Source organism: Kitasatospora sp. NPDC005748, from assembly GCF_040630735.1.
GTDB lineage: Bacteria > Actinomycetota > Actinomycetes > Streptomycetales > Streptomycetaceae > Kitasatospora.
The window spans coordinates 50137-70749 of sequence record NZ_JBEXYD010000034.1 but is presented as its reverse complement, the minus strand read 5'-3'; the positions used below and the strand labels follow the sequence as shown (position 1 = coordinate 70749).

General features: G+C 74.6%; 20 protein-coding genes. 8 read left to right on the top strand and 12 right to left on the bottom strand.

Annotated features, from left to right (window positions below; all coding sequences use genetic code 11):
• Window positions 1-113: 113 nt before the first annotated feature.
• On the bottom strand, window positions 114-1154 hold the full coding sequence (locus ABZ495_RS23495; RefSeq protein WP_359837868.1) for a hypothetical protein: 1041 nt from the start codon (window positions 1152-1154) through the stop codon (window positions 114-116).
• The gene (locus tag ABZ495_RS23490; RefSeq protein WP_359837866.1) at window positions 1154-1642 is read right to left on the bottom strand and encodes a sigma-70 family RNA polymerase sigma factor; all 489 of its coding nucleotides are present in this window, start codon (window positions 1640-1642) and stop codon (window positions 1154-1156) included. The genes ABZ495_RS23495 and ABZ495_RS23490 overlap by 1 nt, the downstream gene beginning before the upstream one ends.
• Window positions 1643-2186: 544 nt before the next feature.
• Between ABZ495_RS23490 and ABZ495_RS23485 the strand changes: the two genes are divergently transcribed.
• Window positions 2187-3116: a DUF5937 family protein gene (locus tag ABZ495_RS23485; protein WP_359837864.1), complete on the top strand. Its 930-nt coding sequence runs from the start codon at window positions 2187-2189 to the stop codon at window positions 3114-3116.
• 48 nt (window positions 3117-3164) lie between these two features.
• Here the strand turns inward: ABZ495_RS23485 and ABZ495_RS23480 are convergent, their stop codons facing one another.
• Window positions 3165-3803 carry a DUF1345 domain-containing protein gene (locus ABZ495_RS23480; protein ID WP_359807514.1) on the bottom strand — a complete coding sequence of 213 codons (639 nt, stop codon included), beginning with the start codon at window positions 3801-3803 and terminating at the stop codon, window positions 3165-3167.
• Between the two features lie 188 nt (window positions 3804-3991).
• On the opposite strand from ABZ495_RS23480, the gene ABZ495_RS23475 reads away from it, so the two are divergent.
• On the top strand, window positions 3992-4834 hold the full coding sequence (locus ABZ495_RS23475; RefSeq protein WP_359807517.1) for a hypothetical protein: 843 nt from the start codon (window positions 3992-3994) through the stop codon (window positions 4832-4834).
• Between the two features lie 242 nt (window positions 4835-5076).
• Window positions 5077-5628 carry a GNAT family N-acetyltransferase gene (locus tag ABZ495_RS23470; RefSeq protein WP_359837862.1) on the top strand — a complete coding sequence of 184 codons (552 nt, stop codon included), beginning with the start codon at window positions 5077-5079 and terminating at the stop codon, window positions 5626-5628.
• 257 nt (window positions 5629-5885) lie between these two features.
• On the opposite strand, the gene ABZ495_RS23465 is transcribed toward ABZ495_RS23470, so the two are convergent.
• Both ABZ495_RS23465 and ABZ495_RS23460 read right to left on the bottom strand, forming a co-directional pair.
• The gene (locus ABZ495_RS23465) at window positions 5886-6185 is read right to left on the bottom strand and encodes a WhiB family transcriptional regulator (protein WP_359837861.1); all 300 of its coding nucleotides are present in this window, start codon (window positions 6183-6185) and stop codon (window positions 5886-5888) included.
• A 394-nt stretch (window positions 6186-6579) separates the two neighbouring features.
• Window positions 6580-7389, bottom strand: coding sequence for an SDR family oxidoreductase (locus ABZ495_RS23460; RefSeq protein ID WP_359837860.1), 810 nt, complete (start codon window positions 7387-7389; stop codon window positions 6580-6582).
• 381 nt (window positions 7390-7770) lie between these two features.
• Between ABZ495_RS23460 and ABZ495_RS23455 the strand changes: the two genes are divergently transcribed.
• The 4 genes from ABZ495_RS23455 to ABZ495_RS23440 all read left to right on the top strand — a co-directional run bounded on the left by ABZ495_RS23455 (window position 7771) and on the right by ABZ495_RS23440 (window position 11724).
• Window positions 7771-10170 (top strand): excinuclease ABC subunit UvrA, encoded by a 2400-nt coding sequence (locus ABZ495_RS23455; RefSeq protein ID WP_359837859.1) that lies wholly within the window; start codon window positions 7771-7773, stop codon window positions 10168-10170.
• Window positions 10171-10322: 152 nt separating this feature from the next.
• Window positions 10323-10697 carry a helix-turn-helix transcriptional regulator gene (locus ABZ495_RS23450; protein WP_329491999.1) on the top strand — a complete coding sequence of 125 codons (375 nt, stop codon included), beginning with the start codon at window positions 10323-10325 and terminating at the stop codon, window positions 10695-10697.
• Window positions 10698-10707: 10 nt separating this feature from the next.
• Entirely contained in the window at window positions 10708-11124 is a 417-nt protein-coding gene (locus ABZ495_RS23445) for a VOC family protein (protein WP_329485738.1), read from the top strand.
• A gap of 114 nt (window positions 11125-11238) precedes the next feature.
• On the top strand, window positions 11239-11724 hold the full coding sequence (locus ABZ495_RS23440) for a hypothetical protein (protein ID WP_329485736.1): 486 nt from the start codon (window positions 11239-11241) through the stop codon (window positions 11722-11724).
• Between the two features lie 108 nt (window positions 11725-11832).
• Here the strand turns inward: ABZ495_RS23440 and ABZ495_RS23435 are convergent, their stop codons facing one another.
• The 7 genes from ABZ495_RS23435 to ABZ495_RS23405 form a co-directional block, all read right to left on the bottom strand.
• Window positions 11833-13359 carry a cytochrome P450 gene (locus tag ABZ495_RS23435; RefSeq protein WP_359837857.1) on the bottom strand — a complete coding sequence of 509 codons (1527 nt, stop codon included), beginning with the start codon at window positions 13357-13359 and terminating at the stop codon, window positions 11833-11835.
• Window positions 13360-13484: 125 nt separating this feature from the next.
• The gene (locus ABZ495_RS23430; protein ID WP_329485733.1) at window positions 13485-14093 is read right to left on the bottom strand and encodes an ATP/GTP-binding protein; all 609 of its coding nucleotides are present in this window, start codon (window positions 14091-14093) and stop codon (window positions 13485-13487) included.
• Window positions 14074-14433, bottom strand: a complete 360-nt coding sequence (locus ABZ495_RS23425) for a DUF742 domain-containing protein (protein WP_359807533.1) — start codon at window positions 14431-14433, stop codon at window positions 14074-14076. Before ABZ495_RS23425 ends, ABZ495_RS23430 begins: the two co-directional genes overlap by 20 nt.
• Entirely contained in the window at window positions 14430-14837 is a 408-nt protein-coding gene (locus tag ABZ495_RS23420) for a roadblock/LC7 domain-containing protein (protein ID WP_329485730.1), read from the bottom strand. Before ABZ495_RS23420 ends, ABZ495_RS23425 begins: the two co-directional genes overlap by 4 nt.
• Entirely contained in the window at window positions 14834-16402 is a 1569-nt protein-coding gene (locus ABZ495_RS23415) for an ATP-binding protein (protein ID WP_329485728.1), read from the bottom strand. Before ABZ495_RS23415 ends, ABZ495_RS23420 begins: the two co-directional genes overlap by 4 nt.
• A 674-nt stretch (window positions 16403-17076) precedes the next feature.
• Complete coding sequence (locus tag ABZ495_RS23410; protein ID WP_329485727.1) at window positions 17077-18402, bottom strand: diacylglycerol kinase family protein; 1326 nt, start codon at window positions 18400-18402, stop codon at window positions 17077-17079.
• A gap of 172 nt (window positions 18403-18574) precedes the next feature.
• Complete coding sequence (locus ABZ495_RS23405; RefSeq protein ID WP_359807536.1) at window positions 18575-18901, bottom strand: carboxymuconolactone decarboxylase family protein; 327 nt, start codon at window positions 18899-18901, stop codon at window positions 18575-18577.
• 579 nt (window positions 18902-19480) lie between these two features.
• Here ABZ495_RS23405 and ABZ495_RS23400 point away from each other — a divergent pair.
• The gene (locus ABZ495_RS23400; protein WP_359807539.1) at window positions 19481-20587 is read left to right on the top strand and encodes a hypothetical protein; all 1107 of its coding nucleotides are present in this window, start codon (window positions 19481-19483) and stop codon (window positions 20585-20587) included.
• Window positions 20588-20613: the final 26 nt, after the last annotated feature.

The following is a 20613-nucleotide window of genomic DNA, read 5'->3' as shown; positions in this document are numbered from 1 at the left end:
GCGGTACGGGCCGGGGCCGTGGTGACGGAAGGGGCGACCGCCGCCCGAGTCCCCGGCCCGACGCCCCCGCCCCCCTGGTCGCATCCAGGTCCACCCTGCCCGGCCGGACCCGGTCAGACCATGGTCACGTCCCGCGCCCCGGTGCCCGGCCGGATGATGTAGATGCCCGACCCGGGCAGCGTCTCCCGCGAGTCCTCCCGCAGGCGGTCGACGCTGATCTCGGCCGGCCACCGGGTGTGCAGTTCGGACCAGCGCACTCCCGCGAGATCGACACGGGTGAGGTCGGCCGCGCTCAGGTCGGCGCTGGTGAAGTTGTCCAGGGTTTCGGAGAGGAACTCCAGGTCCAGGGTCTCCGGTTCGCCGAGTCCGAGGAGCTCGCCGACCTGCGCGGCCAACTCCCGTGTCAGGTAGGCCACCTCCTGCTCGGCGCGGGTCAGGTCACCGCTCCCCACGGCGTACATGAATACCTTGCAGGCCCGGAGGAACTCCGCGATCGCGGGGTGATCCGCGGTTCTGACCCGCTGGTCGATGGTGGCGGCCAGTTCTCGCACGAGGATCTGGCCGACCCTCCCCGCCTGGTCGATGGCCGGGTAGTGCGGTTCGAGCAGCGCCACGATCTCGTGCGCCCGGTCGCGAAGCTCCCACGCGAGGGCCGCCCGACCGTCCAGCTCGTGGGCGATGCCCCGGGCGGTCGTCTGAGCGGCGAACACGGCCCGCTTCAGCGGCATGCCGTGGTACCGGCCGAAGCCCAGGCCGTTGGTGAGGTCCTGCGCGAGGATCACCGTACGGATCAGGAGGTCGGCGAGGATCGCCGAGGTGACCAGAGGGTGCGCGCGCAGGGCGAGCCGCTGCTCCGGCCCGATCAGCTCGAACCTCTGGTGCAGCAGGCCGACGTCGTAGAGGGGCGCGGCCGCCTCCTCGAACTGCGTACGGTCCGTGGTCCGGGACATGATGGACACGAGCCCAGCCTCGACGTCCAGCACCGTGTCCACGTCGTCGACGAGGTCCCGGTACCGCGAGCACAGCATCACCTCCCGAAGCCCGGCCTCCACGTCCAGCTGACCGTCGAGCCCGTCAAGGAACGCCGTCTGCGAAGCTGCCAGCCGGGCCGAGGGTTCGCGGGTGCGACGCTTCGGCACGTCATACTCGGCCATTACTCCTCCTCCCGATCGGTCATTCTGCTGGAGACGGACTTACGTGCTTTGAGCAGACTGACCCGGACGGCCGCCGCGTTCAGACCGAGCTCGGCCGCGATCTCGGTCGGGGTGTATCCGTCCAGTGTCCACGCCAGGACCTGCCGCTGACGGGACGGCAGTCCGTGCAGCAGCTGCAGGATCTCCTGCTGTTGCTCCCACTCGGCGGCCGCGCCGGGGGAGGGCAGCAAGGAGGTCGGTTCGAGGGCGAGTTCGTCGATGCTCTCCTCGACCTGGCTGAAGGCCCGCACCAGTTCGCGTGACGCCACGCGTCTGCTCCAGGCCTCTGGTGACTGGATCCGGTCCCAACGCTCGTACGCCTTGAGCATGGTGTCCTGTGCCAGGTCGGCGGCCAGGGCCGCCGGGGCTCCCTGCCACATCAGGAACGCCACGAGCCGATGGACGCAGGTGCGGTAGAAGTAGGCGAACTCACTCTTCCGGGAGTTCACTTCGCTCCCACGGTCAGTGGCCGGCAGACCTCCGAGCGACGCCGCCGACGTCGCGTCCCCGTCCGGCCTGGTGTCACTCATCTGCGCCGCGACCCCGCGTCCGCCGCTCGTCCGGCTGCCCCGGGGCGAGCCGTTCGTCACCGCGGTCGTCGGCGATCAGGACCACCAGGACGGCAGGCCGTGAGGAGTCCTCCGGGCGTGGCCGTAAGCACTGCCCCACGAGGGTGGCCACGGCCGCTGCCAGCCCCAGCACAGCCGCCACCACCGAGCCGGTCACGGGATCCACTTCGCGCACTCTCCCCTTGCTCTCGTTCAACACTTCCACAACCAGGAGTGCCGGGAGGGCCCCAGCGTTAACCCGGTGAACGAGGTTTCTGACGGATCCCTCGGCTCGGCCGTGCGTTTCCGGATGATCCCTGCGCTCCGCGGCCCCGGGCCCCGTCGATTAGGCTCGGGCGGAGGGCGAGGGAGGGTGGGGCGGATGCAGTCGGGGCTGAGTTTCTCCGCGGCGGACCTGGCTCAGACGCGGTTCGCGGTGTCGCCCATGTGGGAGGTCGTCACCAGCTTCCGGCTGCTGCGGCGGGCGGACGAGCAGCCGTTGTACCGGCGGTGGGCCGAGCAGGTCCGGCCGCGGCTGGTGCGGGCGGGGCTCGACCGGGGGTGGTTGGCGGAGCTCGTGCCCGTCGACGGCTACCTCGCGGACTTCCTCAATCCGACTCCGGCCGGCCCGTTCCCCACGCTCGCCACCGAGCTGGAGGCGATCCGGCGGACCGCGCCCGAGCGGGTGCGGGTCGAGCTCGGGATGCTGGCCGCCGAGCGCGACGACGGGGCGCCTGCCCGGTTCCGGATCCTGTCCGAGGCTCCGGAGGAGGCGTTGGCGAAGGTCACGGCGGAGGTCGAGGCCTACTGGGAGCTCGCCCTCGCGCCCTACTGGGAGCGGATCCGGCGGTTGCTCGAAGCCGATGTGTTCCACCGGGCGCGGCAGGTGGCGGAGCACGGCTCGGCCCACGTGCTCAACGAGCTGCACGACTCCGTCCGGTGGGACGACGGCACCCTGCGGCTGGTCCGCCGGCACTGCGCGCTGACCCGTGACCAGGTCGGTTCCGGGCTGCTCCTGGTGCCCTCCGCGTTCGCCTGGCCGAAGGTGCTGACCCGGTCGGTGGCGCCGGAGCCGCCGCAGCTCGCCTATCCGGCGCGCGGGATCGGCAACCTCTGGGAGCCCCGGGCCACCACCTCCCCGGACGCGGTGGCCGCCGTGCTGGGCCGCTCCCGCACGATGCTGCTGACCGAGCTGGACACGCCCGCGTCTACCACCCGGCTCGCCCAGCGGTCCGGCCTGTCCGCGGCCGGCGTCTCCCAGCACCTGACGGCCCTGCGCAACGCCGGCCTGGTGACCGCGCACCGCAGCGGCCGCTCCGTCCTCTACGCCCGCACCGCGCTCGCGGACGCCCTGCTGGCCCCGGCCGGGCACTGACCCGGCGGCCCTCCGAAGGCCGTCCGGAGCGCCGGGCCGGGCGGCGGTTCAGCGGCCGGTGGCGATGTCGGCGACAAGGTTGATGGTGGTGGCCAGGATGCTGGCGCCGAAGACGTAGGACAGCAGGCAGTGCCGCAGCACGACCGCCCGCAGCCCGGTACTGGAGACGCTGGTGTCGGAGACCTGGTACGTCATGCCGAGGTTGTAGCTGAAGTACAGGAAGTCGCTGTACCGGGGCGGGACCTCGGTGTTGAAGTCGATCCCGCCGCCGGGGCTCCCGTAGTAGATGTACGCGTAGCGGGTGGCGTACATCAGGTGGAGCGCCGCCCAGGCCGTGAACACGCCGCAGAGGGCCGTCGCGGCCGCGGCCCGGCTCAGGTCGGAGCGGCTGGCCAGGAACAGCAGCACGATGCCGACCAGTCCGCACAGCGCGGCGGTGACGACGGCGAACTCCTCCAGGGCGGGCCGGAACTCCTCGCGCCGGACGTTGCGGCGGGTGGCGGCGGCGTCCATCGGCCACAGGACGATCCACCCCGCCACGACGAAGGCCGTCTCCGCTCCGGCGATGCCGGCGAGGACGCCCAGCGGCACGCCCGTCAGGACGGCGACGACCGTTCCGAGGGCCGCTCCGAGGATGGCCGAGCCGGCGAGCCGCGGGACGGCGGAGAGGACCAACGAGTGGTTCATGGGGGCCTCAGGCGCTGACGGCGGGGGTCGGCGTCAGCGTATCCGCGGCTGGGCCCGGGCGCAGCCGGGCGCGGGAGCCCGGAGAACGGGCCCCGACCGGCGAAGGGGGAGGGGCGGGACGGAGCCGGGGAGGTCGGGGCTATGGTTCCTTGGCGGTCCACGGACACCGGGGTACGAGGGAGAGTGCTGTGAAGTTGGTCGGTCGCACGATGACGGTGGCTACGGCCGGGGTGCTGCTGGGGGTCCTGACGGCCTGCGGCTCCAGCGGTTCGAAGGCCTCGGGCGACGCCGCCGCGGCGGCCGGCCGGGGCACGGCGACGGCCGGTGCCGGTGCGAGCGCGGAGGCGAGCGCGGGTGCGGGCACCGCGTCGCCGCAGGCCTCCACCGGCGGCGCGGGCGCCTCGCCCGGTGCGGCCGCCGGCGGTGCCCCGGCGCCCGGCGCGGCGCCGTCCGGCGGTACCGCCGCGCCCGGTGGCGGCCCGGCGGCCGGCACCGTCCCGATGCCCGTCTGGAGCGACGCCGCGACGCCGCTGCTCGACTACCGGGCCGTCCTGCAGCTGATGCCGGACCAGGCCGCGATGACCGGCTGGGAGCAGGAGAAGCGGCGGGTCGACCTCACCGACCACTCCGCGGACTGCCAGAACCCCGCGGCCTGCAACGGCAAGCCGCTCAGCGGCGAGGCGAGGTTCAGCTCCGGCGACGTGGTCGCGCGCTTCCTCGTCGACACCCTGCCGACCAAGGCGGCCGCCCAGGACAAGCTCAAGGCGGCGTACGCGGCGTACGGAGACGCCACCCGCTACCACGCCGTGGAGCTGCCCGCCATCGGCACCGAGAGCCGGGCCTGGCAGGGCGAGCCCGGCGGCCGGGACGGCATCGCCGTCGTGATGCGGGCCGGCACCGTGGTCGCCACCGTGACCACCGAGGACGGCCCGGCGGACACCGCGACGGCGCAGCGCCTCGCCGTCCTGCTGGCCAAGCGCATCGAGCAGGCCCAGGCGGGCCAGGCCGCGGACGCGGTGCTCGGCCGCTGACCGCACCGGCGGGGCGGGTGCCCGAGGTCCGTCGCCCCGCCCCGGGCGGCCCCGGTGACGCGGATCACGGGAACCGGCCCGGGAGCCTCGAAGATCCACTCGGGGGGTCCACTCCTTCGCCGCTCGCCTCCGGGGACGGGGACCTGCTGCTCGTCGCCGAGCTGCTGGCCTTCGTCCCGCCGTTCGGGCGGGCGGCTCCCCCCGCTGCGGGGCCGGCCGGTGGCGGTGGGATGATCATGCGCATGAAGCACATCATCAGGGCGGTGGACGCCGAGGACTGGCCGAAGATCAAGCAGCTCCGACTGGACGCGCTGCTCGATCCGGCGGCGCCCATCGCCTTCCACGACAGCTACGAGAAGGCGGCCGCCCAGCCGGACGAGTTCTGGCAGGAGCGCGCCGCCGGTGCGGCCGAGGGCGTCGCCGCGCGGCAGTTCGTCGCGGAGGGGGCCGACGGGCGCTGGCTCGGCACCGTCTCGGTGCTGGTCGAGCACGCCGGTACGGCGACCTTCTTCGGTGATGTCCCGGAGCAGGCGCAGACCCATGTCGTCGGCGTCTTCGTGCGGTCCGAGGCGCGCGGCAGCGGCGTCGCGCAGGGGCTCTTCGAGGCCGCCCTGGACTGGTCCTGGTCGCTCGCCGAGCCGCGCGTCGAGCGGGTGCGGCTCTTCGTCCACGAGGCCAACGGCCGGGCCGGGGCGATGTACCGGAAGACCGGCTTCGAGCCCACCGGCCACCACCTCCCCGCGCCGGGGGACGGGACCGCCCGCGAGATCGAGCTGGCCGTCCGGCGCGGCTGACCGCCACCACGGCGGCACGGTGTGCGCCGTGCCGCCCGCGACGGTGGCGCGGCGCGGGCGAGGGGCCCCGCCGCGCCACCGCCGCCCGCGTGTGCGGGGTTGCCGGTGCCCGGCCGGCCGCGGCATGGCCTCGGCCGGCCGGGCTCGGGGATCGGTCCCGGCTCCAGGGCTGCGGAGCCGTCCGGCGGTGCGACCGACCCCGGGAGGTGAGGAAGCCCCGGACGTCAGGCGTCCGGGAACGTAGGAAGCCCGGGACGTCAGGCGGCCGGGCGGACGAACGTCCGGTCGTGGACGAAGAGGGCGTGGCGCTCCTCCGCGCCCAGCCCGCCCCAGACGCCGAACGGCTCACGCGCGGCGAGGGCGTGGCGGCGGCACTCGATCCGCACCGGGCAGTCACCGCAGAGGGCCTTGGCCGCTTCCTCGGCCTCGCCGTGGCCCGCGTCGGCGGCGCCCACGCGCTGGAAGAGGCGCCTGCCGTCGGTGCTCCGGCACGCGGCGTGCTGCGGCCGGTTCCAACGGTGCTCCGGTGTGCCGGGCAGGTGGGAGATGTCGCTCACGCTACGGCTCCTTGTCGACGACGAACGGGCGCGGTGCGTGCCTCGTCTGACCCGGATCGGCCGTTTCATGCCTGCCGTCCCGGGCCGGGTTCGCCGCCGGTGCCCCGTCGCGCCGGGAACCGGACCGGCCGGAGCGGCCCCGGCGGCCACCGCCGCCCGCACCGGACGGAGCAGGCCGCCGCCCGGCTGCGGCGCGGCGAGGTCGCCGAGCCCCGTCCGGATCGTGTCGTCCAGGTCCGGGGCCCCGGGAGGGCGAGCAGAGCGGGAGGGTGGCGTCCCGCAGCCGCAGCAGGGCGGGCAGCGGGCCCCGTGCCCGGACGGCGGGTTCGAGAGGGCGTGCGGAGCTCCGACCAGCCGGCGACCGGCTCGCGCGGCCGGACGAGCCCGGGCGGTGTCACGCGCCGTGCCGCGGCTCCAGCCGGAAGTCGAAGGCCGTGGTGCCCGGGTCGAGGGCGGTGACCCCGCCGTCCACGGTGAGGACCGCGCCGTTGACGTAGCTCGCCGCCGGGGACAGCAGCCAGCCGATCGCCGCGGCCACCTCCTCGGGCTCGCCCGGCCGGCCGGTCGGCGTCAGCCGGGTCGCCTCCCGGTACGCCGCGTCGGTGTCGGCCAGCCCCTCCTCGTCCGCGAAGCGGGCCATCCGGCGGTCGGCCATCTCCGTGCGCACCCAGCCGGGGCAGACGGTGTTGGCCCGCAGCCCGCGGTGGCCGTAGTCGACGGCGAGCGAGCGGCAGAGCTGCAGCAGCGCGGCCTTCGAGGTGGCGTAGGCCGCGTTCCCCACCCCGTTGCGCAGGGCGGAGACCGAGGAGACCGCCACCACGGACCCCCGCGACCGCAGCAGGTGGGGCAGGGCGGCCCGCAGTACGAGGAAGGGACCGGTGAGGTTGGTGCGCATCACCAGCTCCCAGTCGTCCAGGGTGACGTCGCCGACCGAACCGCCCCGGCCGACACCGGCGTTGAGCACCACCCCGTCCAGCCGGCCGAAGGCCGAGACGGTCTCCTCCACCAGGGCGTGCACGTCGTCCGGGTCGGTGGTGTCCGACACCCGGGCGAGCGCGCCGGTCTCCCGGGCCACCCGCTCCAGCGGTTCGGACCGCCGCCCGGAGACCACCACCCGGCAGCCCTCGGCCCGTAGCAGCCGGGCGGTGGCCGCCCCGATGCCGGTACCGCCGCCGGTCACGATGACAACGCGCTGATCGGACATGGGTGGGCGCCTCCGCCGGGATCGATGCTCCGTGAACCATCGGATCCTATGCTCACGCCGTGTCAGCTCCCGTCGTGCCGGAGGCCGTGACCCAGGACCGCGATCGAAGGCCGCGACCGGGGACCGCGACCGGGGACCGCGACCGGAGGCGACCGCGCGGCCGCCGGGCGGGCACCCGGACCGATCAGGATCCGAGAAGCCGCGACCGCCCGCTCGTGCCTAGCCTGGTTCCGCGACCCCGCGGGCGACACGGCCGGATCGGCGAGGTCCGCCGGCCCGGCCGGCGACACGAGAGTGTCGGTGGGACCTGGTTGGATCGAGCCGGTGCCGCCGAGACAGCCCGCGAGGGCGGCCCGCACGACGGATGGAGAGACGACAGGCATGGCCAAGAGGACGGACGCGCAGCCGACTGCGCCGCACGCTGCCGACAGCCACGACGTGATCCGCGTGCACGGCGCGCGGGTGAACAACCTCAAGGACGTCAGCGTCGAGATCCCGAAGCGCCGGCTGACGGTGCTCACCGGTGTCTCCGGCTCGGGCAAGAGCTCCCTGGTGTTCGGCACGATCGCGGCGGAGTCGCAGCGGCTGATCAACGAGACCTACAGCGCATTCGTCCAGGGCTTCATGCCGACGCTGGCACGGCCCGAGGTCGACGTCCTCGAAGGGCTGACCACCGCGATCATCGTCGACCAGCAGCGGATGGGCAGCGACCCCCGCTCCACGGTCGGCACCGCCACCGACGCCAACGCGATGCTGCGCATCCTCTTCAGCCGGCTGGGCGAGCCGCACATCGGCCCGCCGAGCGCCTACGCCTTCAACGTGCCCTCCGTCCGGGCCAGCGGGGCCATCACCGTCGAGCGCGGCGACAAGAAGACGGTGAAGGCGACCTTCCAGCGCACCGGCGGCATGTGCCCGCGCTGCGAGGGCCGGGGCAGCGTCTCCGACATCGACCTCACCCAGCTCTACGACGACTCCAAGTCGCTCGCCGAGGGCGCGTTCACCATCCCCGGGTGGAAGTCGGACAGCTTCTGGACGGTGCGGGTCTACGCCGAGTCCGGTTTCCTCGACCCGAACAAGCCGATCCGGAAGTTCACCAAGAAGGAGATGCAGGACTTCCTCTACCGGGAGCCGACCAAGGTGAAGGTCGAGGGGGTGAACCTCACCTACGAGGGCCTGATCCCCAAGATCCAGAAGTCCTTCCTGTCCAAGGACAAGGAATCGCTGCAGCCGCACATCCGGGCGTTCGTGGAGCGGGCGGTCACCTTCACCACCTGCCCCGAGTGCGAGGGCACCCGGCTCAGCGAGGGCGCCCGGTCGTCGAAGATCGGGCGGATCAGCATCGCCGAGGCCTGCGCGATGCAGATCAGCGACCTGGCCGTCTGGGTCGGCGGCCTCACGGAGCCGTCGGTGGCGCCCCTGCTCACCGCGCTGAAGCAGACCCTCGACTCGTTCGTGGAGATCGGTCTGGGTTACCTCGCGCTGGACCGGGCGTCCGGCACGCTGTCCGGCGGCGAGGCCCAGCGGGTCAAGATGATCCGCCACCTCGGCTCCTCGCTCACCGACACCACCTACGTCTTCGACGAGCCCACCGCGGGGCTGCACCCGCACGACATCCAGCGGATGAACGACCTGCTGCTGCGGCTGCGGGACAAGGGCAACACGGTGCTCGTGGTGGAGCACAAGCCGGAGACGATCGTGATCGCCGACCACATCGTCGACCTCGGCCCGGGCGCCGGCACGGCGGGCGGCACCGTCTGCTTCGAGGGCACCGTCGAGGGGCTGCGGGCCAGCGGCACCGTCACCGGCCGCCACTTCGACGACCGGGCCGCCGTCAAGGAGGAGGTGCGCAAGCCCACCGGCGTGCTGGAGGTCCGGGGCGCGACGGCCAACAACCTGCGCGACGTCGACGTCGACATCCCGCTCGGGGTGCTGGCCGTGGTCACCGGAGTCGCCGGCTCCGGCAAGAGCTCGCTCGTGCACGGCTCGCTGGTCAAGGGCCCGCTGGGCGCCGAGCAGGGCGTGGTCTCGGTCGACCAGAGCCCGATCCGCGGCTCGCGGCGCAGCAACCCCGCGACGTACACCGGGCTGCTCGACCCGATCCGCAAGGCGTTCGCCAAGGCCAACGGGGTGAAGCCGGCCCTGTTCAGCGCCAACTCCGAGGGTGCCTGCCCGACCTGCAACGGCGCCGGGGTCGTCTTCACCGACCTCGCGATGATGGCCGGCGTCGCCAGCACCTGCGAGGAGTGCGAGGGCAAGCGGTTCCAGGCGGCGGTGCTGGAGTACCGGCTCGGCGGCCGCGACATCAGCGAGGTGCTCGCGATGTCGGTGACGGAGGCGGAGGAGTTCTTCGGCGCCGGTGAGGCGCGCACCCCGGCGGCGCACGCCGTCCTCGGCCGGCTGGCCGACGTCGGGCTCGGCTACCTCAGCCTCGGCCAGCCGCTCACCACCCTCTCCGGCGGCGAGCGGCAGCGGCTCAAGCTGGCCACCCACATGGCTGACAAGGGCGGCGTCTACGTCCTGGACGAGCCGACCGCCGGTCTCCACCTCGCCGACGTCGAACAGCTGCTCGGCCTGCTCGACCGGCTCGTCGACGCCGGCAAGTCGGTCATCGTCGTCGAGCACCACCAGGCGGTCATGGCCCACGCCGACTGGATCATCGACCTCGGCCCCGGCGCCGGCCACAACGGCGGCCGGATCGTCTTCGAGGGCACCCCGGCCGAGCTGGTGGCCGCCCGCTCGACGCTGACCGGCGAGCACCTCGCCGCCTACGTCGGAGCCTGACCCCACCGCCCCCGCCCGCGCGGACCCCCGCGTCCGCGCGGGCGGGCGGTGGGGTCCGCGCCCGGCCCCGGTCCGGGGCGCTGTGGGAGACTGGCCGGGTGAAGCGGCAAGAGCTCGACGACCTCGTCCGGCTGCGGCGGGCCCGGGACCGGATGGACCGCGACTACGCCGAGCCACTGGACGTCGCCGCCCTTGCCCGGGATGCCCTGATGTCCTCGGGCCACTTCTCCCGCAGCTTCCGCGCCGCCTTCGGCGAGACGCCCTACAGCTACCTGATGACCCGCCGCATCGAGCGGGCCAAGGCGCTGCTGCGCCGCGGCGACCTCACGGTGACCGAGGTGTGCTTCGCGGTCGGCTGTACGTCGCTCGGCTCGTTCAGCACCCGCTTCACCGAGCTGGTCGGCGAGAACCCGAGCAGCTACCGGGCCCGTGACCACGAGGACGGCGCCGCCGTCCCGGCCTGCATCGCCAAGATCCACACGCGGCCGGTCAGGAACGGAGAAGCGGGCGCCGCCCCCCGGTCGTAGCCTGGGCCGCATGGACATCAGGCTCTCGCAGTGCTTCATCGCCGTCGACGACCACGACAAGGCGATCGCCTTCTACCGCGACGTGCTCGGCCTGGAGGTGCGCAACGACGTCGGGTTCGAGGGGATGCGCTGGGTGACCGTCGGCGCGCCCTCGCAGCCGGACGTGAACATCGTGCTCGAACCGCCGCTCGCCGACCCGAACGCCTCGTCGGCGGACCGGCAGGCCATGGCGGAGCTGATGGCCAAGGGGCTGCTGCGCGGTGTCATCTTCGCGACGGACGACTGCGACGCCGCCTTCGAGCGGGTCAGCGCGGCCGGCGGGGAGGTGTTGCAGGAGCCGATGGACCAGCCCTACGGCGTCCGCGACTGCGGGTTCCGCGATCCGGCCGGCAACCTGGTGCGGTTCACCCAGGCCCTCGCGAGGTGACTCCCGGCGGACGCGCCCGGTGGGCGCCGGCCCCGTCCCGGACGGGAGGTCAGCGGCCGCACCCGGCCGGTCCGTTCGGCTCGGAGCGCCGCGTGCGGGCGGGCGGTGGGCCGGATGTCCGATGAGGCGGGCACGGGCCCGCAGCGGGCGCCGATGGTGTGGGCGCTGGCGATCCGCGAGACTGCCGACGGGCCGCCGCTCGCCGAGGTGATCGTGGAGGTCGGCGCCGCGCTGCACGGCGAACTCGTCGAGAACCTGGTGGACAGCGGGTTCACGCTGGCGGCGGGGGACCCGCCGGACACCACCGGGGTGCTGGAGGTGCGCGGCCCGCTGCTGGCCAGGCTGGTCCTGGTCGGCGGGCGGCAGGTGTGGGAGCCCGCCTCCCCGGTCGAGGTCTCGCCCGGCTGGGAGTCGGCGGCCGAGGGGCGCGGCCGGGCCGTCGTGCTCGTGGTGCCGCCGGGAACGTGGCCGCCCGGTCTGATGTCCCTGGAGCCGCGGGAGCGCATCGAGGTCTTCACCCGGAGCCTGGAGGAGGCGCGGGTGGCCGGGCGGGTGCTGCACGGCACGGCCGCCGTCGACCTGGACGAGGCCGAGGCCTGAGCCGGACCGGGGAGCGGGGCCGGACCGAGGCCTGGGCCGGACCGGGGAGCGGGGCCCGGCTCAGCGCCGGAAGCCCGGGGCCGGGACCCGCTCAGGGACCGGAGCGGCTCAGGGCCGGAACCACCGGGTCAGCGCGTCCCACCAGGAGCGCCGCGGCCGGGGCACGGTGACGGCGGCGGCGAGCGAGTCCTCGGCGTCGGCCGGACCGGCCGGCTCGACCCCGACGGCCTGCGACGCGGTGGCCTGTGCCCCGACGGCCTGCGGCGTGGCGGGCGGCGGCGTGGAGGGAACGCTGCGCGGCGGCGGCAGCGTGCCGGTCGGGGCCCGCCGCTCGCCCTCGGGCGTCCTCGGGGTGAACTCGACGGGCAGGGCGGACAAGTGGCGCGAGATCCAGGCCGACGTCCAGCTCAGCTCCTCCTCCTCGACCGCGAGGCGGAGGTCCGGCAGACGGGTGAGCAGGATGTCGATCCCCGTCTCGGCGATGGCCCGGCCGATGTCCTGGCCGGGGCACTCGTGCGGACCGGCGCCGAAGGCCAGGTGGGAGCGGTTCCCGTGGAGGGGCGTGGCCAGGTCGGGGCGGATGGCCGGGTCGGAGTTGCCGGCCGCGAGGCCGAGCAGGAGCATGTCGCCGGCCTTGATCTGCTGCCCGCCGAGTTCGGTGTCGCCGGTCGCCCAGCGGCCCGCGACCAGCGACATCGGCGCCGCGTCCCAGAGCACCTGGTCCAGGGCGTCGGCCAGGGTCATGTGGCCGCCGGACAGGTGGGTGCGGAACCGCTGGTCGGTGAGGACCATCTTGAGGGTGTCCGCGATCAGGTTGACGGTCGTCTCGTTCGCGGCGAGCAGGACGACCCGCAGGTGTTCGAGGACCTCGTCGTCGGTGAGCCCGGCCTCGTGCTGCATCAGCCGGGACACCAGGTCGGGGCCGGGGGAGACCCGCTTGCGCTCCATCATCCGGCGCAGCGTCGCGACGACGTAGTCGTTGCTCGCGATGGCCGTCTCGGTGCCCTTCATCAGGTCGCGGGCGGCGGAGACCAGGTGCGGGCCGTACTCCTCCGGCATGCCGACCAGTTGGGTCATCACGAGCATCGGCAGGTGCTCGGCGAACTGGGTGACCAGCTCGGCCCGGCCGGTGGGGCCGAACTCCTGGACGAGCTGGTCGGTGAAGCGGGTGACGTGGCGCCGCACCCCGCGCCGGTCGAAGCTGTTCAGCCCGTCGGTGACGGCGCCGCGCAGGCGCTTGTGCTCCTCGCCGTCGGCGAACACGCAGAGCGGCTGCCAGGCGATCACCGGCATCAGCGGCGAGTCCGGGGAGACCAGCCCGTCCTGGAAGGCCGACCAGCGGCGGGAGTCCCGGGAGAACCGGGAGGGCGTGCGCATCGCGATGAGGTTCGCGGAGTGGCCGACGATCAGCCAGGCCGGGAGGTCGCCGTGCAGCAGGACCGGTGCCACCTCGCCGTGTTCGGCGCGCAGCTTCTCGTACAGGCCCGCCGGGTCGGCCTCGGCCTCGGGCCCGTAGAGCCGCCGGAGGCCGCCGGCGCCCAGGCCGCCGGTACCGGAACCGCCGGTGGCGAGGCCGTGCGCGGGGCAGCCGGGCGGCGGGGTGGGCAGGGCGTCCTCAGGGAACGGGGAGGTCACGGTGTCTCCGGGGTCGGGGCGGGGCGGCCACCCGGAGGCGGCCGTCGCGGGCGGGGGGAGTGTGAAGGGCGGCGGGGGCACGGCCCGGGCACCGGCCGGGGAGCGCGGTGGCCGGGCCGTGCCCCCTAGGGCGCCGGCCGGTCGTACAGGTAGCGCATCAGGGCGAGGAGCACGTCACGGCTGGACTCGCGGGTGCGGGCGTCGCAGTCCACGATCGGCACCTCGGGCGGCAGGTCGAGCGCCGCCCGCAGCTCCTCGACGGGGTAACTCGGCGACTCGGGGAAGGTGTTGGCCGCGACGACGAACGGCACGCCGCGGTCCTCCAGCCGTCCGATCACCTCGAAGCTGACTTCGAGCCGACGGGTGTCGACGAGCACGACCGCGCCGAGCGCACCCTCGAACAGGCCGTTCCAGAGGAACCAGAACCGCTCCTGCCCGGGGGTGCCGAACACGTACAGCACCAGTTCCTCGTTGATGCTGATCCGGCCGAAGTCCATCGCGACCGTGGTCGAGGTCTTGCGCTCGATCCCGGCCGTGTCGTCGACGTCGGCTCCGGCCTGCGTCATCGTCTCCTCGGTCGTCAGCGGACGGATCTCGCTCACGGAGCCGACCAGGGTCGTCTTGCCGACCCCGAAGCCCCCCACGATCACCACCTTGACCGCCGTGGTGGCCGAGGCCGGCAGGAGGTCCGCGCGCTGCGGGCCCAGGGCCGTCTCAGAGTCTCTGAAGTCCATGTATCACCGCCTCCAGCAGGGCGCGTTCGGGAAGGACGGCCTGGGGGACCCGCATCCGGGCCTCGATCAGCTCCTCGGCGAGGAGGTCCGCCAGGAGGACGGTGACCGCGCTCATCGGCAGTCGCAGATAGGCGGAGATCTCGGCCACCGACAAGGGCGAGCCGCAGATCCGCAGGATCGCCGCGTGCTCCGGCTGCATCGAGGGAGTCGGCTGCGCCCGGGAGACGATCAGGGTGACCAGGTCGAACGTGGTCTGCTCGGCCGGTCCGCCGCGGCCGCGCGTGATCACGTAGAGGCGTTCGGCTTCTCCGTCGTCCCAGTCCTGGTCGGTCGCACTCACGCGACCTGCCCGCCGTTGCGCGCCGGTGTGGTGAGGTGCTCGCCGATCCGGGCGACCAGGTCGCGCATCCGCTGGCCCATCAGCCCGGCGTCGACGCCCTCGTCGGCCAGCACGGCGAGGTAGGCGCGGGCGCCGGCCGCCATCAGGTAGAAGAAGCCGCCGCCCATCTCGATCACGACCAGCCGCATCCGGCCGTCGCTGTGCGGGAACTCGTGCCCGACCGCGGCGGCGAGGCTCTGCAGGCCGGCGCAGGCGGCGGCGAGCCGGTCGGCGGTGTCGTTGTCGGTGCCGTGCTGGGCCATCCGCAGACCGTCGGCGGAGAGGACGACGACGTGCCGGGTGTACGGGACGCTCTCCGCCAGATCCTTGAGCATCCAGTCCATGTTGCTCCGCTGCTGAATCACTGCTCGCTCTTCCCTGACGACTCTTCGCTGGTGGGGCCGGCCGTGTCGGTGGACGGCGTGTGGCCGTTCACCCCCTCGGTGAACGCGGCCAGCCACATACCGGGCTGGGCCGGCGCCTGAGCCGGGGCCGGCGCGGGCTCCGGGGCCCGGGGGGCCGGGGCGATCCGGGGGGATTCGGCCGCGCCCCGTCGGTAGGGCGCGGCGTGGCGGCGGCGCTGGGGCAGGCCGTTCGCGGTCCGCTCGGTCACCACCGGCACGTCGTCGCCGACCGGGAACGGCTGCGAGGCGGTGGCGACGGTCCGCGAACCCCAGGGCCGCGAGACGGACACCGGACGCGTCCGCTCCGAGGGCCGGGGCGCGGTGTCCGGCGCCGGCAGGGGGTTCGCGGCGGCACCGATGCCGTGGGCCCGGCCGGTGGCGGGGGCGGTGGTGATCAGCTCCTGCGGCACGATCAGCACCGCGCGCACCCCGCCGTAGGCGGAGGGCCGCAGCGAGATCTGGAACCCGTAGGCCTGCGCGAGCCGTCCGACCACGGCCAGGCCGAGCCGGGGGGTCTCCCCGAGGTCGTTGAGGTCGATGCCGGCCTGCGCCTCCAGGAGCATCCGCTCGGCGCGGGCCCGGCCCTCCTCGCTCAGGCTGAGGCCGCCGTCCTCGATCTCGATCGCTATGCCGGTCTGCACCTCGACGGCGGTCAGGTGCACGCTGGTCTGCGGCGGGGAGTAGCGGGTGGCGTTGTCGAGCAGCTCGGCGACCGCGTGGATGAGCGGCTCGACGGCCGGTCCGACCACGGCGACCTGGGAGACCGGGTGCAGTTCCACCCGGCGGTAGTCGAGGATGCGCGACATGCCGCCGCGCAGCACGCTGTACAGCGGGACCGCCCTGCGCCACTGGCGACCGGGGCGGGCGCCGCCGAGGACGGCGATGCTGTCGGCGAGGCGGCCGATCAGGGCGTTGCCGTGGTCCAGGCGCAGCAGGTCCTCGAAGACCGCCGGGTCGTTGCCGTGCCGGTCCTCCATCTGGCGCAGTTCCTGGGCCTGCCGGTGCACGATCGCCTGAACGCGGCGGGCGATGTTGACGAAGGCCCGCTGGGTGGCCTCGCGCATGCCCTCCTCGGTGTCGACGATCTCCAGGATGCTGCGCAGCACCGCCAGCCGGGCGGCGTGGAACTGCGGGCCGGTGCCGGTGTCCTGGGGCTCGTACGAGCGCACGATCTCGTCGGTCGAGGTGCCGCGCCGGAGCCGGGCGATCGCCTCGGGCATGGTCGTCTGGGCGAGCCGGAGGGTCTCGGCCTCCTGCCGGGCCAGCCGGCGGCGCAGCTCGTTCTCCTGGAGGGCGAACCGTTCGCGCAGGGCGGCGAGGGCGCGGCCCCGGCGGGCCGTCTCGGCCGCCACCACCGCCACCGCCGCGGTGCCCACCGCTCCGGACCAGAGGACCCCCGCGCGGGCGCCGGTGGAGACCACCAGCGCGGCGACGACAGCGGCGCCCGCCGTCACGACCGTGGGCACCAGCCACACGAGAACGGGAGCCGGGCGTCGGCCTCCGGGTGACGATCCAGCACGAAGCATCAGCATCCTCAAGCGCTCGAAGGAGTGGGGAGAGTGGGCGGGGGCCGGCTCCGGCGGCGCCGGACCGTGGGCGGACCGGCGCCCGCACCCGGCCGGGCGGCCCCGGCGCGAAGGGTGCGCGCCGGGACCCGGCCCGGGGTCGGGACAACCGGAACTCCGGGACATTCCTGACGAAAGATCAGTAACAGTGTTTTATAGCCGATTCGGTGTGGCTCTGTCGCACGTTCCGCGGAACCCGGACGCCGGCTAGATCGGGCCGGCCGGCTGAGCACAGGCACCAGACTTGCCCTGTCCCGGGCCCGCCGTACCGTGGCCGGGGCGGGGTTCGCTCATGTGAGGGGTATCCCCGGGAAATCCCCCCGCAGCGTGGCGAGTTCGTGCTAAGCCGAGGTCTGCGACGGGCCTTCGACGGGCCTGCGACGGGCCGTGCGGAGGGACTTCGGCAGGTGATGTGCGGTGGATGCCGGCTCCGGTGAACCGCCAAGGCCGTTCCCCCGAAGCGGCGTTCCCCGGACGGTCCGGGCGGACCGGCGTACGCCGCCGGTGCTCGGCGGCGCGCCGGTCCGGTGGGCCCGGCGTGAGCGGAACCCGCGCAGGGCGGTCGAAGTCCGCGACCGGCGCGCGGGTGCTCCGACGCGCCCCACCGTCGCGCGCCCCCGTCTCCAGGCGCCCCGTCACCCCGACGGGGGCCGGCGGCCCAGGGCGAGGGCCGCGACCTCGCGCCAGTCCATGGCGGGCCGGGCCGGCGGGGCCCCCGGGCGGTCGCGCGGCACCAGCACCCGCAGCGCACCGGGCCGGACGGCGCAGGTGACCGGGGTCGGGAGCCGCAGCGCCTCCCCGTCCACGGCGACCGAGATCCGCCCGGCATCGGCGTCGACCACCACCCGGGGCGCGGTCAGGACGCGCAGGCCCGCCGCCCGGCTGCCCCGCAGCGCCACGGCGGCGGCCTGCGACGCGTTGCCCACCCGGATCCCCACCACCCCCAGCGTCGCCCGGTCCAGCCGCGGCCGGCGGTTGCCCACCACGGTCGGTTCGGGAGCCGTGTACGGGTTGTTGCTGACCAGCAGCGCCTGCTGTCCCGTCAGCCGGGTGCCGTCCGCCAGCACCGCCTCCAGGGCGTGCCCGGAGTGGCCGAGGAGGAGGTCGGGGAGGGCGCTGAGGGCCGAGCCGGCCTTGGCATCGCGGTACTGCGGGGTCTGCACGATCTCGGCGTAGGCGCCGAACGAGGCCGTGTTGACGAAGGCCCGGCCGCCCACGGTGCCCAGGTCGACCCGCAGCTCCACCCCGTCGGTCAGCGCGTCCAGGCAGCGGGCCGGGTCGTCGCGGTCCAGGCCGAGGTCCATGGCGAAGTGGTTGCGCGTCCCCGCCGAGATCACCAGGAACGGCAGGTCGTGCTCGGCGGCGACCTCGGCCACCGTGGCCTGGGTGCCGTCGCCGCCGGCCACGCCGAGCAGGTCCGCGCCCTCCGCCACGGCCCGGCGGGCGAGTTCGGCGACGTCCACGTGGGTCGCGGTGTCCAGCAGGACGACCCGGGCGCCCAGGGCCTCGGCCCGCTCCACCAGGGCGAACCGGTCGACCTTGCCGCCGCCGGACCTCGGGTTCATGATCAGCACGGGGTGCCGGGGGAGTGCGCGGGCCACCGCCCGCATGCCGTGGAAGGGCCGGGCCGCGCGCAACGCCGACCGCGCGAACGCCGCGGCGACCGCCCACAGGGCGAGCGCGGCCAGCGCCACCGGCCAGAGCCCGGCCCGGGCATAGCCCACCACGACGGCCGCGGGCGCCGCGACCACGAGCAGGGCGCCCGCCAGCCGGACGACCCCGTGGTGGGAGACCACCCACCACGTCCCGGCCGCCGTGAGCGCCAGCCCGGCCAGCCCGACGGCGAGCACCAGGATGCCGCCGGCGCCGACCGTGCCCACCAGCACGGCCACCGCGCCCAGCACACAGGCCAGGGCCGCCCGGGCGGACCAGCGGGCACTCAGGAGGGAACGGGACGCCATGCTGCGCGTCTCCTCGGTCTTCGCCCGGCACCGGGCACGACGCTCGCGGCGCGCCCGGGCGCGGGGCGTCCGGTCACCGGGTGCCCGGACCGTGTCGACCGGCCACCCGGTTCGGGTGGTCGCGGCTGGGCGCCGGCCTCGCGGCACGCCGCCCGCCGGTGGAGGAAGGGTGTCAGCCGCCCGCCGCGATGTCGGTCTCGGCCACCGCGATGGCCATGCCGAGGGCCTCCGCGATGTGCCCGGCCGCCGACATCACGCGGGCGGTGCCCACGATCGGCGCGATGGCGACCAGCACGTCCTGGAGCTGTGCGGCCGTCAGCTCGGCTCCGTCGGCGGCGCCGATGTGGACCAGGTAGGACATCGGCGGTGCGTCCATCGCGACGAGCGCCGCGATCCGGGTGAGGAGGAAGGTGTCCATCGGCAGGCCGCACCGCTCGACCGAGTCGAGCGTCATGGCGGCCAGGGTGTCGAGCACGGGAGTTTCGGACGCGCTGGTCATACCGGGCCATCTCCTTCGCCGGGAGGGGCCGGCACGTCGTCTCCGGGAGCAGCGGACCGCTCGCCTTGCCGTGCCCCCGTACACCGACCATAGGCCGGATGGGTGGCGGTCGCACTCCGCGACGGGCGGGGCGGCCGGGGCCGGGCGCGCCGGCCCGCCGTACGGGCCCGCCCGCCCGCCCCACCGGGCCGGGTTCCGGTCACCGCCGCGGCGCCGGCGGCGCGGTACGGCTGGGGCCGCCGACCGGCCGTGAGGTCCCGGGTGCCGGTGGCCACCGGCCGGTGGGGGCGGAGCGTCCGGCGGGCGCCGCCGGGGCGGGTGGGGCGGTCCGGCGAACGGCCGACAACCGCCCTCCGGGACATGCCAGAGGCCTGGGCCTGCGGCCGGTGCGCTCCTACGATGTGAGGCGCCGTCGGCCTGACCCCGACAGCGTCGGCCGACGTCGGACACCACCGGGCTCTCCGGGCACCGGTGCGTCCCGTCGGCCACGGCCCGCCCCGGGGACCGGGAGCGGGCTCGTAGCGCAGGCTGCACCGACGCAGGCCGCACACCCCTCCTCACCACCCAGGGAGTACGCCCATGCATGCCCGCACTGTCGCACCGTCGTTCAGACCCGTCCGCGCCGTCCTGCTCGTTCTGACCGTGCTGGCCGCCGTGGTGGCGGTCGCCCTGCCGACGGCCGGCCCCGCCCGGGCCGCCGTGCCGGACCGCTGGGGCTTCGCGTTCCTCGACAACCCGACCCCGCCCGCCGGGTACGTTCCCGACCCCACCCGGCAGTGGGGCAGCTGGCCCTCCCCGGCGAGCAACCCCGTCAAGGTCGACCAGCTCGCGGTCGGCTCGTACCTCGTGCACTTCCCGTTCATCGCCGGCCCGGGCGGCATCGCCCACGCCACCGCCGTCGGCCGTACCGGCAACTGGTGCCAGATCAAGGGCTGGTCCACGGCGGGCACCGGGCAGGACGTCGCGGTGGACTGCTACCGGCCGGGCGGCGCCCCCGACAACACGCTGTTCACCGTGCTCTACACCACCAGCAGCGGGACTCCGTCGCCGGCCGGCGGCTCCTACGGCTACACCTTCTCGGACATCTCGGGGGCGGTGCTCGCGCAGTACAACTCCGCCGGCGCGGTCAACACGGTGAGTCACGGCTCGACCGGGATCTGGAAGGCCTGGCTGCCCGGTCTGGGCCTGTCCACCGCTGCCGGGAACATCGAGGTCACCGCGGTCGACGCGGTCCAGGGCGCGCGCTGCAAGGTGGCCGACTGGGCGCCGGCGGCGTCCGGTCAGACCGTGGTGGTCAGCTGCTTCAACGCGGCGGGCGCGCCGTACGACACCCGGTGGACGCTGAGCTACTCCCTCAAGCGTGCCCTGCACGGACCGGCGTTCCCGCCGAAGTCGTTCGGCTACCTCTGGTTCAACGGCGGGGTCCCCGCGGCGACGAACTTCAACTCCAGCGGCGCGACCAACACGCTGGCCGGTTCGGTCCCGTTCACCATCACACTGCCCGGGGTGGCCGTCCCCTCGGACACCGCGCACGCCACGGCGTACGGGCCCGGCCCGGGCTGGTGCGGGCTGGCCCTGCCGTGGGCCCGCAGCGCCGGCACGGTGAAGCTCTACACGATCTGCTTCAACGCCGCCGGATCGCCGGTGTCGGCGCCGTTCCTCACCGCCTACACCTCGGCGTTCTGACTGCCGGGGGCCGGCCCCGGTCGTCG

What these genes read in the sequence shown, in the direction of transcription:
- ABZ495_RS23480 (WP_359807514.1), bottom strand. Translation starts at nt 3,803, where the DNA reads ATGAACCACTCGTTGGTCCTCTCCGCCGTCCCGCGGCTCGCCGGCTCG.
- ABZ495_RS23450 (WP_329491999.1), top strand. Translation starts at nt 10,323, where the DNA reads ATGGACCGCGACTACGCCGAGCCACTGGACGTCGCCGCCCTTGCCCGG.
- ABZ495_RS23430 (WP_329485733.1), bottom strand. Translation starts at nt 14,093, where the DNA reads ATGGACTTCAGAGACTCTGAGACGGCCCTGGGCCCGCAGCGCGCGGAC.
- ABZ495_RS23445 (WP_329485738.1), top strand. Translation starts at nt 10,708, where the DNA reads ATGGACATCAGGCTCTCGCAGTGCTTCATCGCCGTCGACGACCACGAC.
- ABZ495_RS23415 (WP_329485728.1), bottom strand. Translation starts at nt 16,402, where the DNA reads ATGCTTCGTGCTGGATCGTCACCCGGAGGCCGACGCCCGGCTCCCGTT.
- ABZ495_RS23440 (WP_329485736.1), top strand. Translation starts at nt 11,239, where the DNA reads ATGTCCGATGAGGCGGGCACGGGCCCGCAGCGGGCGCCGATGGTGTGG.
- ABZ495_RS23405 (WP_359807536.1), bottom strand. Translation starts at nt 18,901, where the DNA reads ATGACCAGCGCGTCCGAAACTCCCGTGCTCGACACCCTGGCCGCCATG.
- ABZ495_RS23485 (WP_359837864.1), top strand. Translation starts at nt 2,187, where the DNA reads ATGTGGGAGGTCGTCACCAGCTTCCGGCTGCTGCGGCGGGCGGACGAG.
- ABZ495_RS23470 (WP_359837862.1), top strand. Translation starts at nt 5,077, where the DNA reads ATGAAGCACATCATCAGGGCGGTGGACGCCGAGGACTGGCCGAAGATC.
- ABZ495_RS23495 (WP_359837868.1), bottom strand. Translation starts at nt 1,154, where the DNA reads ATGGCCGAGTATGACGTGCCGAAGCGTCGCACCCGCGAACCCTCGGCC.
- ABZ495_RS23455 (WP_359837859.1), top strand. Translation starts at nt 7,771, where the DNA reads ATGGCCAAGAGGACGGACGCGCAGCCGACTGCGCCGCACGCTGCCGAC.
- ABZ495_RS23400 (WP_359807539.1), top strand. Translation starts at nt 19,481, where the DNA reads ATGCATGCCCGCACTGTCGCACCGTCGTTCAGACCCGTCCGCGCCGTC.
- ABZ495_RS23460 (WP_359837860.1), bottom strand. Translation starts at nt 7,389, where the DNA reads ATGTCCGATCAGCGCGTTGTCATCGTGACCGGCGGCGGTACCGGCATC.
- ABZ495_RS23410 (WP_329485727.1), bottom strand. Translation starts at nt 18,402, where the DNA reads ATGGCGTCCCGTTCCCTCCTGAGTGCCCGCTGGTCCGCCCGGGCGGCC.